General features: G+C 61.2%; 8 protein-coding genes. 1 reads left to right on the top strand and 7 read right to left on the bottom strand.

Going from position 1 to position 14,632, the window contains the following annotated elements; translation table 11 throughout:
• Positions 1–305: 305 nt before the first annotated feature.
• Positions 306–7,436, top strand: coding sequence for a calcium-binding protein (locus AAG821_RS04395; RefSeq protein WP_341910488.1), 7,131 nt, complete (start codon positions 306–308; stop codon positions 7,434–7,436).
• 259 nt (positions 7,437–7,695) lie between these two features.
• On the opposite strand, the gene AAG821_RS04390 is transcribed toward AAG821_RS04395, so the two are convergent.
• The 7 genes from AAG821_RS04390 to AAG821_RS04360 form a co-directional block, all read right to left on the bottom strand.
• On the bottom strand, positions 7,696–8,793 hold the full coding sequence (locus tag AAG821_RS04390) for a DUF1513 domain-containing protein (RefSeq protein WP_341910490.1): 1,098 nt from the start codon (positions 8,791–8,793) through the stop codon (positions 7,696–7,698).
• 1 nt (position 8,794) lies between these two features.
• Positions 8,795–9,787, bottom strand: coding sequence for an imelysin family protein (locus tag AAG821_RS04385; RefSeq protein ID WP_341910492.1), 993 nt, complete (start codon positions 9,785–9,787; stop codon positions 8,795–8,797).
• 107 nt (positions 9,788–9,894) lie between these two features.
• A complete protein-coding gene (locus tag AAG821_RS04380) occupies positions 9,895–11,328 on the bottom strand; it encodes a di-heme oxidoredictase family protein (RefSeq protein ID WP_341910494.1) in 1,434 nt (477 codons plus the stop codon).
• Complete coding sequence (locus AAG821_RS04375) at positions 11,300–12,583, bottom strand: imelysin family protein (protein WP_341910496.1); 1,284 nt, start codon at positions 12,581–12,583, stop codon at positions 11,300–11,302. Before AAG821_RS04375 ends, AAG821_RS04380 begins: the two co-directional genes overlap by 29 nt.
• 22 nt (positions 12,584–12,605) lie before the next feature.
• On the bottom strand, positions 12,606–13,328 hold the full coding sequence (locus AAG821_RS04370) for an energy transducer TonB (protein ID WP_341910498.1): 723 nt from the start codon (positions 13,326–13,328) through the stop codon (positions 12,606–12,608).
• Positions 13,329–13,334: 6 nt separating this feature from the next.
• Positions 13,335–13,793: an ExbD/TolR family protein gene (locus AAG821_RS04365; protein ID WP_341910500.1), complete on the bottom strand. Its 459-nt coding sequence runs from the start codon at positions 13,791–13,793 to the stop codon at positions 13,335–13,337.
• 10 nt (positions 13,794–13,803) lie between these two features.
• Positions 13,804–14,490, bottom strand: a complete 687-nt coding sequence (locus AAG821_RS04360) for a MotA/TolQ/ExbB proton channel family protein (RefSeq protein ID WP_341910502.1) — start codon at positions 14,488–14,490, stop codon at positions 13,804–13,806.
• Between the last annotated feature and the right edge of the window lie 142 nt (positions 14,491–14,632).

Here is a 14,632-nt window from a genome sequence, read left to right as displayed (position 1 = left end):
CAGGGCGGTATCGGAAATCATACAGACCAGTCCGTCAAAGCGAATTTCAGCACCGGCCTGCCTCCCTATTTAGTCAACGGTATTCAGCCCAGACCCGCCTCAAGGAATGACTTGGAATATAGCGGGTAGGCAGCATCACGTAAAAACACCGGAGGCGATTTCTGTAATGAATTCTGCATCTTAAGGAGTGTTAATTTTAAAACTACTCTACCTATGGAAGTTGACACTGCCCGTAAAGTAGTAGGACCCTCAAAAAACACAATCAAAGCGACCAAACGAGTCGAGCACGCAAGAGGGGACAGACTATGACGACTATCATTGGCGATGAAACCAATAACAACCTCGCTGGCACAGTCGCAAATGATGAGATTTATGGCTTGGATGGCGCTGACGCGCTGACTGGCGAAGCCGGCGCCGACTTGCTTGTGGGGGGCGCCGGTGCTGATGCGCTCGATGGCGGCGCCGATATCGACACAGCAAGCTATGCCGGTTCATCAGCAGGCGTTGTGGTCAATCTGGCGACGGGCACTGGCCTTGGTGGTGATGCCGAAGGCGATGTGCTGACCAACATCGAGAACTTGGTTGGCTCTGACGGCAATGACACTCTGATCGGCGATGGCAACGCCAATACGCTTGATGGCAGCCTTGGCGATGATACCCTGACCGGCGGTGAGGGGGCCGATACGCTGATCGGCGGCGATGGGACCGATACGGCGAGCTACGCGGGCTCTGCAAGCGGCATAAGTGTCAATCTTGAGGCAGGTACAGGTACTGGCGGCGATGCGCAAGGCGACACGCTGAACGGTATTGAAAACCTGGTTGGCTCAAACAGCAATGACACCCTTACCGGTACGGCTGGCGACAATAGGCTCGAAGGTGGTAACGGCAATGACACGCTGGCTGGCGGCGCGGGCGCTGATGTCATCGATGGCGGCTCCGCTACTGATACAGCGCAATATTTGACGTCGGCCAGCGGGGTCAACGTTAACCTGACGACCGGTACTGGTACAGGTGGTGATGCAGAAGGCGATAGTCTGACCTCGATAGAGAATCTGGTTGGATCTTCCCAAGATGACACGCTGACTGGTAGCACTGTTGCCAATCGTCTCGAAGGCGGTGGTGGTAACGATACGTTGAGTGGCGGTGGCGGTGGCGACACGCTCGACGGCGGTCTTGGCGCTGATACCCTGAATGGCGAAGTCGGCAACGATAGTCTGATCGGTGGGGCCGGTGCCGACACACTTGATGGCGGCGACGACAATGACACGCTGACCGGTGGTGCCGATGCCGACGTTCTGATCGGTGGCAATGGCGTTGATACCGCGAGCTATACAGCCTCCAGTGCTGGCGTGACAGTGAATTTGGCATCCGGTACCGGTACGGGCGGTGACGCGCAAGGCGATGCACTGACAGGCATCGAGAATGTCTTTGGGTCCGGGCAAGCTGACACGCTGACTGGCGATAGCAATGCCAATGAACTACGCGGTAATGGTGGGTCTGACGCGTTAGATGGTGGTCAGGGCAATGATACTCTGCTTGGTGGCAGCGGTGCAGACATGCTCATGGGTGGCGATGGCACTGATACCGCAAGTTATGCTGGCTCTGCCGCCGTCGTAGTCAATCTCGCCACCGGTGCAGGTACAGGCGGTGATGCACAAGGTGACGCTCTATCCGGGATTGAGAATCTTGTAGGCTCAAGCAATAGCGATACCTTGATTGGTGATGCCGGCAGTAACGCGCTAGACGGTGGCAACGGCGCCGATACGTTGGAAGGTGGGGGTGGTGCAGATGCTCTGGTCGGCGGAGGTGGGACCGATACCGCCAGTTACGCGAATTCCGCTGCTGGCGTAACAGTCAGCCTCGCCACCGGGGTAGGCACAGGCGGTGATGCGCAGGGCGACACGCTGACTGGCATCGAAAATCTCGCCGGTACAGCCTATGCCGATAGCTTTACAGGCGCCAACGGCAACAACCTACTCAATGGTTGGGGCGGCGATGACGTTCTTGTCGGTGGCGACGGCGACGACACGCTGAATGGCGGCGATGACAATGATACGCTGATCGGTGGCGCTGGTGCCGACACGCTGAATGGTGGGGCGGGCAGCGATACAGCCGATTACAGTGGCTCGGTCGCCGGTGTGACTATAAATTTGCAGACAGGGACTGGTAGCGGCGGTGATGCCGAAGGCGACATGCTCTCGTCGATTGAGAATGTTATAGGCTCTGATCAGGCAGATACCATAACTGGTGGCAGTGCAGCGAATGCCTCTCTCTCTGGAGCAGGGGGTGACGATACGATTGTGATCGGTGCATCGAATACTTTTGTCGATGGCGGTGGCGGAATTGACACGATTTCTTATGCCAGTCTCGGTACTGGTGTGACAGTCGACCTTACTGTCGGTACCAGCAGTAACGGCGACGTCGTCACCAGCATTGAAAGCGTCATTGGTAGCGCCCAAGACGACACAATCATAGGCAGCTCGATCGCCAGTGGCTTTCTGAATGGCGGCGACGGCAATGACAGCGTCATCGTCAATGCGAACAATACTACTGTGATCGGCGGCGATGGCATCGATACAGTGTCGCATGCCAGTGCTGCAACGGGCCAGACGATCAACCTTGCTGCCGGCACCGGTAGCAATGGCATCACCTATAGTGGCATCGAGAGTGTGGTCGGTTCTGCCTTTGCCGACACGATTACCGGCAGCACTACGCCAGGTGGTACGCTGGATGGCGGCGATGGTGATGACGCCATTTCGGTTGGTGCGGCCAACACTATCGTCATCGGCGGCAACGGTAGCGATACGGTTTCCTATACCTCAGCCGCAACTGGCGTGACCGTGGATCTTGTAAACGGGACCAGTAGCAACGGCGACACGCTGTCTGGTATTGAACATGCCGTCGGTTCCAGTTTTGCAGACAGTATCATTGGTAGCGCTGCAACCGGCACTACTTTAAACGGCGGCGATGGTCACGATACCATCACGGTCAATGCCAGTAGCACCACGGTGATCGGTGGCGCTGGCACAGATACAGTTTCTTATGCAATCGCTGCGACGGGCGTGACTGTCAATCTGACGGCGGGCACGAGCAGCGCCGGTGACACGCTGTCCAGCGTGGAAAGCGTAATTGGCTCCGGCTTCGCCGACACGATCACTGGCAGCGCCACGGCGGGTGGCACCCTGAATGCAGGCGCCGGCAACGACACCATCATCATCAATGGTGCCAATACCACGGTGATCGGCGGCAACGGCACCGATACAGTGACTTTTGCCAGTGCCGGGGCTGGCGTGACCATCAACCTAGCCGCAGGGATCAGCAGCAACGGCAGCACCTTCACTGGTGTAGAGAACGTGATCGGTTCCGGCTTTGCCGACACCATCATCGGTGGCAGTGCCGTGGGCGCGACGCTGAATGGCGGCAACGGTAACGACACAATTGTGATTGGTGCGGCCAATACCATAGTCGATGGTGGTGCCGGTAGTGGGGACACGCTGTCCTATGCCAATCTCGGCACGGGCGTGACGGTCGACGTCGCCATCGGCACCAGCAGTAATGGTGATACCTTCACCGGCATCGAGACGGTCGTTGGCAGTGCGTATAACGACACCCTGTCGGGCAGCACGGCGGCCAGCACGCTGAATGGCGGCGATGGCAACGACACGATCATCGTCAAGGGCGCTAATACCACAGTGATCGGCGGCAACGGCACCGATACGGTGTCCCATGCCAGTTCTGCCACGGGTGTCACCATCAACCTGAATACTGGCGCTGGCAGCAACGGTGTCAGCTACAGCGGTGTCGAGAGCGTGATCGGCTCTGACTTTAACGACACGATCACCGGCAGCAACACGGCAGGCGGCACGCTGAATGGCGGCGACGGCAACGACACGATTTATGTCCGCGCTGCCAATACCGGCGTGGTCGGCGGTCTGGGAACCGACGTCGTCTCGTTTGCGGCTGCCTCCGGGGCAGTGACCGTCAATCTGGCGGACGGGACGACCAGCAACGGCGGAATCGTGTCCGGCATTGAAGGGGTCATTGGCTCGAACTTTGCCGACACCGTGATTGGCAGTGTTGCTGGCGGCAACACGTTCAATGGCAGCTGGGGCAACGATACATTCGTTGTCAATGGCGCGAACAACGTTCTCGAAGGCCTGTATGACTACGACACGGTATCTTATGCCAATGCCACCGCCGGTGTAACGGTCAACCTTGTCGCCGGCACCAGTAGCAACGGCGATTCGCTTAGCAGCTTCGAGAGCGTGATCGGTTCTGCCTATGGCGACACTATCACGGGCAGCGTGATCGCGGGCGGTACGCTGAACGGCGGCGACGGCAACGATACCTTTACGGTAAGCGCAGCCAATACCGCGGTGGTCGGCGGCAACGGCATGGATACGATAACCCATGCCGGCTCCGGTGCCGTTTCGGTCAATCTGCTGACAGGCGTCGGCAGCAATGGCGTCACCTATGCCGGGATCGAGAATGTCATCGGCTCGGGCTATAACGACACGATCACCGGCAGCAGCGCGACCGGTACGACGCTCGATGGCGGCGCTGGCCATGATATGATCGTTGTCAATGCTGGTGGTACCACGGTCATCGGGGGCGGCGGCACCGACGTCGCCGCCTTCTCCGGTACCAAAGCCAGCTACACGATCGTGAATGGCCCCGGCGGAGTGATCACCGTATCGGGCGGCGGCCTGTCCAGCGCCGTCACCCTGAATGGCATCGAAGGCATCCAGTTCTCCGATGGCGGCATTGGCGCCACCCTAAATGGAACCACCGGCGATGACGAAATTGTCGGCACACCCTTCGATGACATTATCGATGGCCTGGCTGGAAGTGACTACATCTACGGTCAGGCCGGCAACGACATCATCGAAGGTGGCGGCGGGGCTGATACCATGGATGGTGGCGACGGCATCGACATGCTGTCCTATGCGGCATCCAACGTCGCCGTTACAGCTAATCTGGCGAGCGGGGCGGGCTCGGGCGGGCATGCAGCCGGCGATATCATCAGCAATTTTGAAAATATCCGCGGCAGTGCCTACAATGACACGCTCATTGGCGATGCCGGTAACAATATCCTGATCGGTGGGCTTGGCGCGGATAGTATCCAGGGTGGGTTGGGGGACGATACGGCGAGCTATCGCTATGCCACAGGCAGTGTTACCGCGTCACTCCTGACCTCATCGCGGTCTGGTGAGGCCACTGGTGATACCTTTAGCAGCATTGAGAACCTTGAGGGTTCAAATTTCCTCGACGTACTGAGCGGCGATGACAATAACAACATGCTCTGGGGCCTGAATGGAAATGACAGCCTCCAGGGTAATGGCGGCAATGACACTCTAATCGGTGGTGTTGGGTCTGACACTCTGAACGGCGGAGCCGGCATTGACTCGGCCGATTACAGAACCAGCACAGCAGCGGTAGGCGTCAGCCTGACCAGCGGCACCGGCTGGGCCGGCGATGCCAATGGTGACACTCTCACGCAGATCGAAAATCTGATTGGCAGCAATTTCAATGACGTTCTGACTGGGAACGCCACTGCCAACTTGCTGATCGGCGGAGCAGGGGCAGACCAACTGAATGGCGAAGGCGGCATCGACACGGCAAGCTATGCAATGGCATCGGCCGGCATTTCCGTCAGCTTGGCGACGGGCAGCGGCATGGCCGGCGAGGCGGCCGGTGATGTCCTGACCAATATCGAAAACCTGATCGGCTCGGCCTATAACGACGTGCTGACCGGCAATGCCGGCGACAATATCCTGATCGGTGGTGCAGGCGCGGACCAACTGCATGGCGGTGACGGCATCGATCTGGCGGATTACAGCGGCTCGCAGGACTGGGTCTTCATCGATCTCGCCGCCGGCGCCGGTGCTCCGTATGGCGACGGTGCGGGAGATACGCTGACGGATATCGAGAATCTTCGGGGCAGCGCGTTTGGTGATGCCCTGGTCGGCAGCGCGGGCGACAACGTCATTGAGGGTGGTGCCGGCGCCGACAGCCTGGATGGCGGCTATGGCAATGACACGCTCAGCTACGCAACCTCCTCGGCAGGTGTCTCTGTCAATCTGACGAACGGGATAGCGCAATACGCCGATGCAGCCGGCGACACGTTCTGGTCGTTCGAAAACCTTATCGGCTCGGCCTTCAATGACGCACTGGTCGGCGACTCCGGCAACAACATCCTGACCGGCGGCGCCGGAGCCGACACTCTCAGCGGCGTGGGCGGCACCGATACCGCGAGTTATCGCTTTGCCACGAGCGGCATTACCGCGAGCCTTTACAACACCGTGCGGGGCGGCGAAGCCATCGGCGACGTCTATTTAAGCATCGAAAATCTTGAGGGCTCGGATTTCGGGGATGCCCTGATTGGCGATGACACAAACAACACCTTGATCGGCCTGGCCGGCAACGACAACCTGCATGGTCGCTATGGGAATGACATCCTGATCGGCGGTGCCGGAGCTGACGTGCTGACGGGTAGCGTCGGTAATGACACTGCAGAATACAGCACCTCGACGGCAGGGGTTTCTGTTAACCTGACCGCCGGCACCGGCTCTGGAGGCGATGCGCAGGGCGATACCTTTGTCGAGGTTGAGAACCTGACCGGTTCGGCCTTCGCGGATACCCTGGTTGGTGATGCGAACGTCAATATCCTGAACGGTGGGGCGGGCAACGATACAATTACCGGAAACGAAGGCAACGACACGATCATTGGGGGTGACGGCATCGATATTGCGCGTTACGGCCTGTCGGCACTCAATTACACACTGACGTACAGTGGCGGTATCGTAACGATTGTCTCCCCGAATACCGAAGCTACCGACACGCTGAGCGGCGTGGAACTTCTGCAGTTCACTGATGTCTACGTTGATATCACGAATTGGACTGGCGGCGGCTGGACTTTCGTCGGCGATTCCAACAATCGCACTCACACCGGCACCTCGCTCGACGACCGAATCAGTGGCATGGGCGGAACCGACACGTTGATCGGTGCGCTGGGCAATGACATTCTGGATGGCGGCGCAGGCAACGACACCTATCAGGTGTCTCGTGGTCATGGCATCGATACCGTGGTGCAGGCGGGGATTACAGACGCCGCTGGAACCACCGATACACTGCGCTTCACTACAGGTGTCACGCATGACCAGCTGTGGTTCCGTCAAGTCGGTGACGACCTGCGGATCGACGTGATCGGCGAGACCGCCAGCAGCGTGATCATGGAGGACTGGTATGCTGACGCGACGCGACGTGTCGACGGCATCGTGACGGTGGATGGCAGCCGCAGCCTGTCGGCCGCCAATGTCGCCAACCTGGTCTCGGCGATGGCCAGCTTCAGCCCGCCGGCTGCCGGTCAGATGACTCTGGCGGCTGCGGGACTGGATGACGACCTCAATGCAGTGATTGCAGCCAACTGGGCCTGACGCGCGGTTGGTACCCAGATCGTCGGCTTCCCCTTGCAGCGTCGGCCGAGCGCTGCAAGGGGGTATCCCGGCGCGGGTCTGGCGACATGTGCTGAGGTAAGCCGATTAATCGTCCCGAGTACTGAGAGTGGGTACTGGGTCAGGCGGATGCTGAGGCGGCTAAAACGCAACACCTCGCAAATGGCCTATGAATCGGATAATGTATATTATGGAAAATAAAGAATATGGGTTTTCCAACCAAATCCGGCTTTCCTGCGCTTCACCCTGCGATCACCATATGATTGTCCCATTGCAGTCTGCTGCGCGCCGTCAGTTCCTCGATCCCGCTACCCGCCATCAGGCTGAACATCCGGCCCAGCCCGTTCGATGCCAGAAATCCAGAGCGCGCCTGCGCCGCGATCCCGCAGACATCCCGGGCCTCGGCCGACTGCACCATGATGCGGCTGTCGAGATCCCAGACCAGCACCCGGTTGCCGCGCGGACTGCTGACCGCCAGATGGCGTCCGCCGGCATCCATGGCTGCCGACCCGCAATACTGCCGCATGCCGGCCCGGTCTGCCTCGGGCATCGCCAGGTATTCCAGCCCGGCTGCGCCGGCCGGTGCGTCATGCAGCGCCACCAGCGGCACCGGATCGTCCTCCGGGCCTTCATACTGCATGGCGACCGCCACCCGGCCATGCCGGTCGATGGCGATATGGCGCAGGCTGAGCTGGCGCAGCGCCGCCGCCGGCCGGATCTGGGCCAGCAGCCGGCCGTCGCGGGCATCCAGATAGACCAGCGACGGGTCCATATCGGCAATGTTCAGTTTCAGGCGCGGCATGTCGGCCCGCATCAGGATGCCGCCATTGGCCACCACCAGGGTGCTGCCATCGGGCATCAGGCGCATCTCGTGCGGATCGAGGCCATGGGTGGCGAACTCACCGACCCGAGTAAAGTCCTCTGCCGCATCGTAGATGCCAAGCACACCTTCACCGGTCGAGCCGACAACCTCGGTGGTGAACAACAGCCGGCCATCGGCGCTAAAGGTGCCATGACCGCAGAAGTCCCGATCTTCGGCGGCGGCAATGGTGCGGATGGCAGTGCCGGCCACCGGATCGAAGACCAGCGCGAAACTGCCAGGTCGCCGCGAGAATGCCACTGCCATGCGACCATCGGCCCGCCGGGCGAAGCTGTGACCGCGCTGTGGCAGCGGCAGCTGGTAACGGATCCTGCCATCGCCATCGAAGGCCGCCAGGCCGAAACTGCCCTTCTCGCCAAAGGCATTCAGATACAGGCGCTCGCCGGGCGTCGCCTGAGTCGCCAGTGGCAGCAGCGCTGTCGCGCCGAGCGATAACAGGGCTGAACGACGGGTCAGCATCTCAGTCACCATCCAGCGCATTGAAACCGACCGGAATATCCAGCGCCGGCGGCAGTCTGTCGCCCAGCAGCTTTTTCAGGGCCAGGGCCTCGGCCGCCAGCTTCTCGGCCAGCGGTCGTGCTGTCTTGTCCTGCACGGCGGTTTCCAGCGGCTGTTTCAGCGCCGATGCGGTGATCAGCACCCGGCCAAAGGCCTCGCGGATGGCGCTATCCAGCGCCTTGTCCGTCACCGCTGGTGCAAAGGCCGTCAGATACAGATCGCGGGCAGCCAGAAGGTTGCGCTGGATATTGCGCAGCGACCGCTCGCTGCGCCAGGCCTGTGCCAGTCGGGGACGTGCATCATTGGCCGATGCGCCCAGCGGCCGCGCCAGCTTGTGATCGGATGCCAGCTCAACAGCCAGATACAGCGCCTTGAACAGCTCCAGCGTGGCTTCCTGTTCCTCGCGATAGGGCGCATCCGGCTTCGTGGTGTCGAGCATGACGGCGGCAAAGGCCTTGTCGCCGCCCTCGCGCCAGGCCGCGCGGGTGTCCTGTGCGATACGTGCAAGGTTGATGGCAATCGCCTCGACATAATGGCAGCGATAGGCCGCATCAGGACCGCTCTTCAGCTTGGCGGCTTCCTCTCCGAAGATCAGTCGTTCCATGGCGGGCAGACCCTGGATAGCGACACTGCCTTTGGCCAGCAGATCGGCATCGATCGAACCGGCGGCATGCTTCGACAACACCTCGCCCATCTGCTTGCCAATCGTATTGCGCGGATCGGGCCAGAAGGCGAAGCGCTGGCTGCGGAAGAACCAGTCCACCGGGCCAAACCGCACATGCTGGATGTCTTCCCAGGCGTCCATGGTGGCGCCGAAGGCAGCCTGCAATTCGGTCACCGGCCTGCTGGTCGGCGCAGCACAATAACTCTTGGCAGCCGCGTCTAGACTGCCGGTCGCCACCACCAGCGCATCGTAGCGCGGCAGGATATGGGCCTCGACGGCGGCACGGTTCATGGCTGCATAGGTACTTGCCTCCACTGCGTGCCCGGGCATGGCAGCAAAAATGCTCAAAGCAGCAAGAAAGGCGGCTAAGCAACGCATGGCGAAAACTCCGGTCAGACTTAAAGCGAATTGATGAAGGCCAGCAGGTCGGTGCGTTCGGCGCGCGTCATGCGCTGCACCCGCGCACGCGCCGCTTCCGCCTCGCCGCCATGCCATAGGATGGCTTCCAGTGCACCGCGGGCGCGACCATCATGCAGCATGGCGTCATGGCCGCTCACTGTCCTGGTCAGGCCCAGCCCCCAGAGCGGCGCCGTGCGCCATTGCCGGCCGTCAGCCTGCCCTTCCGGACGTTCATCGGCCAGCCCCTCGCCCATGTCATGCAGCAGCAGGTCGGAATAGGGATGGATGGTCTGTGCCGACAGTTCCGGGCGCGCCGCATCACTGCCGGTAACAAAGCTCGGCACATGACAGCTGTTGCAGCCGGCGGCAGCAAACAGGCCCTTGCCCCGCATGACCGCCGGATCACTTGCCTGACGACGCGGCGGCACCGCCAGATGCCGCGCGTAGAAGGTAACGAGGTCGAGCATCTTGCGCGGCACCTCCACCTTCTCCTGCAGATCGTCTCCTGTCGGCATGGCGCGGCAAGCTGTCTGTGCGGCCGTGCAATCGCCTTGCGATGCCGGGATCAGATGGGTCGACAGACCAAGATCGGTGGCAAAGGCATCGGCGACCTGATCGGCAATCGTCGGCATGCCGGCCTTCCAGCCAAAGCGACCCAGCATCACGCGTCGCTCAGCATGGCTCCAGACCAGATTCGGCCGGCCGGCAATACCGTCGCCGTTGCCATCTTCCGGATCGGCATGCCTGAGGATTGCAGCCTCGGGGATCATTTCCAGCAGGCCGAGGCCGATCATCGGCGGCGCGATGCGGGCCGACAGCATGGTTTGCGGATGCAGTGGTCCGTAATTCAGGGTTTTGGCGCCATAATGCGGTTTGCGCAGCCGGACCGTTTCGCCATCGGCCAGCGTCACGCTCTGTTCGCTGTAACGCACCGTCATGCGGCCTTCCGCCAGCAGGCCCGGCACCGAGAAGGACTGCAGCTGAGTGCCATACACAGGTTCCGGCGTGACATTGCGCATGAACTCTTTCAGCGCAGTCCGGTCGGCATCGCTTTGCGGCGGAATACTCAGGCGCAGCACCATGGAGACCGCCACGTCATGAGGTGCCGGTGGCTGGCCGCGGCCATCGCGGATATGGCAGGACTGGCAGCTGCGTGCGCTGTAGAGCGGGCCGAGGCCATCGGAGGATTTGGTCGAGCTCGGCGATGGAACCCAGAGCTTGCGGAAAATGCCATCGCCGACCTTGAAGTCGAGCTGGCGCTCGAAGGCCATATTCCCCGATGGCTGGGAGAAGGCCGTGGCATCCAGGCGCCGGCCGGTGGCATTTCCACCCGGCGCGTCCTCGGCGGCGCGCGCCGCTCCCGCCGTCAGATAGACAGCGAGAGCGGCGAGCGCCAGGTGTGCCTTATTTCTTGCCGACCTTGTCAGGCGCATCGAGGCTGTCCGACCCTTCGAATGTCACCTTCAGTTTGAGCGCCGCGACCACGCGCTCCAGGGTTTTGGTCTGATCGGTCAGGCGATCGATGGCCGCCTGCACCAGGGCATTGCCCTCGGTATTGCCCTCGCCGATCATCTGGTCATAGGCTTCCCTGCTTTCGGCCCGCTGCTTGATCGCCGCAACTGAATCAAGCGTCGCCTTCAGCTTGCCCCGCATTTCGGCATCGAGGTCCGGGGCGGTCGCGCGCACCAGCTGGGTCAGGGCTGGGCCCTTCACCACACTGCCATTCACGCGGGTATATTCGCCGCCATAGACATTCAGCATGCCGACAACGTTGTAATAATGCGAGTTGTGTGTGTTGTCGGAGAAGCAGTCATGCTCCTCTTCCGGATCGTGCAGCAACAGGCCGAGTTTCATGCGCTCGCCCGCCAGTTCGCCATAAGACAGGCTGCCGATACCGGTCAGCATTGCACTGATTGCATTGTCACCGCTCTTCAGCGCCTTCCGTGCCGCGCCCTCAGCGGACCATTGCTTGGCCATGAAGGCTAGGTCTTCGACCAGCAGCTGGGTGGCGACACTGAGATACTGCGCGCGGCGGTCGCAATTGCCATTGGTGCAGCCCTGCTTGGCATAATCGGTCCAGGGCCGGTTGCCGGCACCCGGGCCGGTGCCGTTCAGATCCTGGCCCCAGAGCAGGAATTCGATGGCATGATAGCCACTGGCGACATTGGCCTCGACGCCGCCGACTTCATGCAGCTTGCGCAGCAGTTTCCAGTCGATCCGGCTGGCATCCAGGGACTTGCCGCCAAACTTCAGCTTCTTGTTGGCAATGACATTGGCGGTGTAGAGCGGGTTTTCATCCGACTCTTCGCCATACTTGCCGCTGTCGACATAATCGATCAGGCCCTCGTCCAGCGGCCAGGCATTCACACGGCCTTCCCATGCATCGACGACAGGATTGCCGAAGCGGAAAACTTCCGACTGCTGGTAGGGCACGCGGGCGGCGATCCAGGCTTCACGGGCCGCCTTGAGGGTTGCTTCTGACGGCTTGGCGATCAAAGCCTGTACGGCTTTCTGCAGCGCGCGCGCTGTGGTGGTCGAATCCTCATAGATTGCCTGGGCGATATCGCCATAGGTCTTCAGCGCCGCAGCCTTCACCTTGTCCGGTTCGGCAGCCTGCACCGGGATGGCGATCAGCAGGCCGAGCAGCAGGACCCCGGCAATAACGTTTGCGGCAATCAGTCTGAACATCGATATCCCCGGACTTTTTTGTTTACTTCAGGAAGAACTGTACCGGCACCACGATATCCAGGCTGGATTTACCCAGATTAGGCGGGATCGGCGGCATTGGCGAAGCCTTGGCAATCATCCGCTCAACGGCATCATCCAGCGTTTCATGGCCGGAGCTGCGCTCGATCCGGTGCTGCATCACGCGGCCGCTCTCGTCGATGGTGAAACGCAGATGCGCCACGCCTTCCATGCGGCGCAATTGCGCGCGACGCGGATACTCCTTGTTCTTCTCCAGCCAGGCCAGCAGCGTGGCGTAATAGTTGGCCTCCGCGTCCGGATTGGCGATGACGCGCGGCGCGGATGGAACCGGCGCCGGCGGTGCAACGGCAACCTGCTGCGGAGGCGCCTGGACAGCCGGCTGCGGTGGCGCTTCCACCGGCTTGACGTCCTGCTTGGGCGGCTGTGGCTTGGGCCGCTGCACCACCGGCTTTGGCTTCGGCGGCGGTGCGATTTCTTCGAGATCGGGATCCGGTGATTTGGAAGCGATCGGATCAGGCTCCGGCGGTGGAGGCGGAGGCGGCGGTGGCGGCACATGCGCCACGATGGGCTGCGGCGGCGCACTGGCCAGCAGTAGCACCTCGATACCCTGGAACTTTTCCTCGGCCAGGATCGGCTTGTGGAAATATGGCAGGCCGAAGAACAACACGGCGATGGCGGCGATATGAACGCCGACAGAAATCACCCAGGACGAGACTTTCGCGCGCATGCGCCGTCACTGCGCGGCTTTCGCCGTCGCACCTTCTGCAACCAGCGAAATCTTGCCATAGCCGGCCTGGCCGACCAGGCTCATCAGATCCATGATCTTGCCGTATTCCAGCGTCTTGTCGCCACGGACATAGATCACCGTGTCAGACTCGCTGCTGCGCAGATCCTGCAGACGGCGGATCAGGTCCGCCTCTTCCACCGGATCCTTGCGGATGAACAGCTTGCCGTCCTTGTCGATGCTCACCACCAGCGGTTCTTTCGGCGGCGTCACCTTGGCGGCCGTGGTCTTGGGCAATTGCAGAGGAACGCCGACCATCATCAGTGGCGCAGCCACCATGAAAATGATCAACAGCACCAGCATGACATCGACAAATGGCGTGACATTGATGTCCGACATCGGCTTGTAGCCGTCGAAGCCATCGTTGCTGTAGTCGTTTCCGCCAGTACCGATTGGAGAGATTGCCATGCGCGCGGTCCTACTGACCGGCTTCGGCATGCGGACGAACCGCATGCTGCGGCGCGCTGGTGCGCGAGAACTGACGTGCCGCCTCGTTGATGGCGACATTGAAGCGCTGCGCCAGACGACCCAGATCTGTGCTGAACTTGTTGTAGAGCACCACGGCCGGAATGGCGGCGACCAGGCCGAGCGCGGTGGCGAACAGCGCTTCGGCGATGCCGGGCGCGACCACGGCAAGGCTGGTGTCGTTCGAGCCGGCAATCGCGGTGAAGCTGTTCATGATGCCCCAGACGGTGCCGAACAGGCCAATGAAGGGCGCGGCCGAGCCGACCGTGGCGAGGAACGGCAGGCCGGGTTCGACCTGGCGCAGCTGCTGCGCCATCGCCTGCCGCATCACCATTTCGAGGCGGACACGGAATTCGTAGCGACTTTCGCCGGCATCCATACCGTCACGCTTCTCGCGTGCCGCCGCCACCAGGATGGCGCCCTGGATACCCTCCCCGGCCTTGACGGCATTGAGCAGGGCGTCGGCCTTCACGGCGGCCTCGAAATTGCGCGCGGCGCGGCGCAGCGTGCCAAAGCGCACCACCTTCTCGACCGTGATGGCCCAGCAGGTGACCGAGGCCAGCACCAGGATTGCCATCACGCCCTGGACGATCGGGTCCGCATGCAGGACCAGCGCCATGAAGGAAAGATCATGGTTCATCAGATTCTTACTCCGGGTTGGCCGCGTCTGCGCGCAGCTCGCGTCTGAGAGGCAGGCTATTAATAATGAGAACCGCTTGCAAAATAAAGCGGTTCAAGCCGAAAATGTTATAATATAACGCATGAATTGCAAGGGTGCGACA

It is taken from the genome of Ferrovibrio terrae, from assembly GCF_943372915.1.
Classification (GTDB): domain Bacteria; phylum Pseudomonadota; class Alphaproteobacteria; order Ferrovibrionales; family Ferrovibrionaceae; genus Ferrovibrio; species Ferrovibrio terrae_A.
The sequence above is the reverse complement of the archived record's forward strand: the minus strand, read 5'-3'. Positions and strand labels throughout refer to the sequence as shown.

What these genes read in the sequence shown, in the direction of transcription:
- AAG821_RS04395 (WP_341910488.1), top strand. Translation starts at nt 306, where the DNA reads ATGACGACTATCATTGGCGATGAAACCAATAACAACCTCGCTGGCACA.
- AAG821_RS04365 (WP_341910500.1), bottom strand. Translation starts at nt 13,793, where the DNA reads ATGGCAATCTCTCCAATCGGTACTGGCGGAAACGACTACAGCAACGAT.
- AAG821_RS04380 (WP_341910494.1), bottom strand. Translation starts at nt 11,328, where the DNA reads ATGCGCCTGACAAGGTCGGCAAGAAATAAGGCACACCTGGCGCTCGCC.
- AAG821_RS04390 (WP_341910490.1), bottom strand. Translation starts at nt 8,793, where the DNA reads ATGCTGACCCGTCGTTCAGCCCTGTTATCGCTCGGCGCGACAGCGCTG.
- AAG821_RS04360 (WP_341910502.1), bottom strand. Translation starts at nt 14,490, where the DNA reads ATGAACCATGATCTTTCCTTCATGGCGCTGGTCCTGCATGCGGACCCG.
- AAG821_RS04370 (WP_341910498.1), bottom strand. Translation starts at nt 13,328, where the DNA reads ATGCGCGCGAAAGTCTCGTCCTGGGTGATTTCTGTCGGCGTTCATATC.
- AAG821_RS04375 (WP_341910496.1), bottom strand. Translation starts at nt 12,583, where the DNA reads ATGTTCAGACTGATTGCCGCAAACGTTATTGCCGGGGTCCTGCTGCTC.
- AAG821_RS04385 (WP_341910492.1), bottom strand. Translation starts at nt 9,787, where the DNA reads ATGAACCGTGCCGCCGTCGAGGCCCATATCCTGCCGCGCTACGATGCG.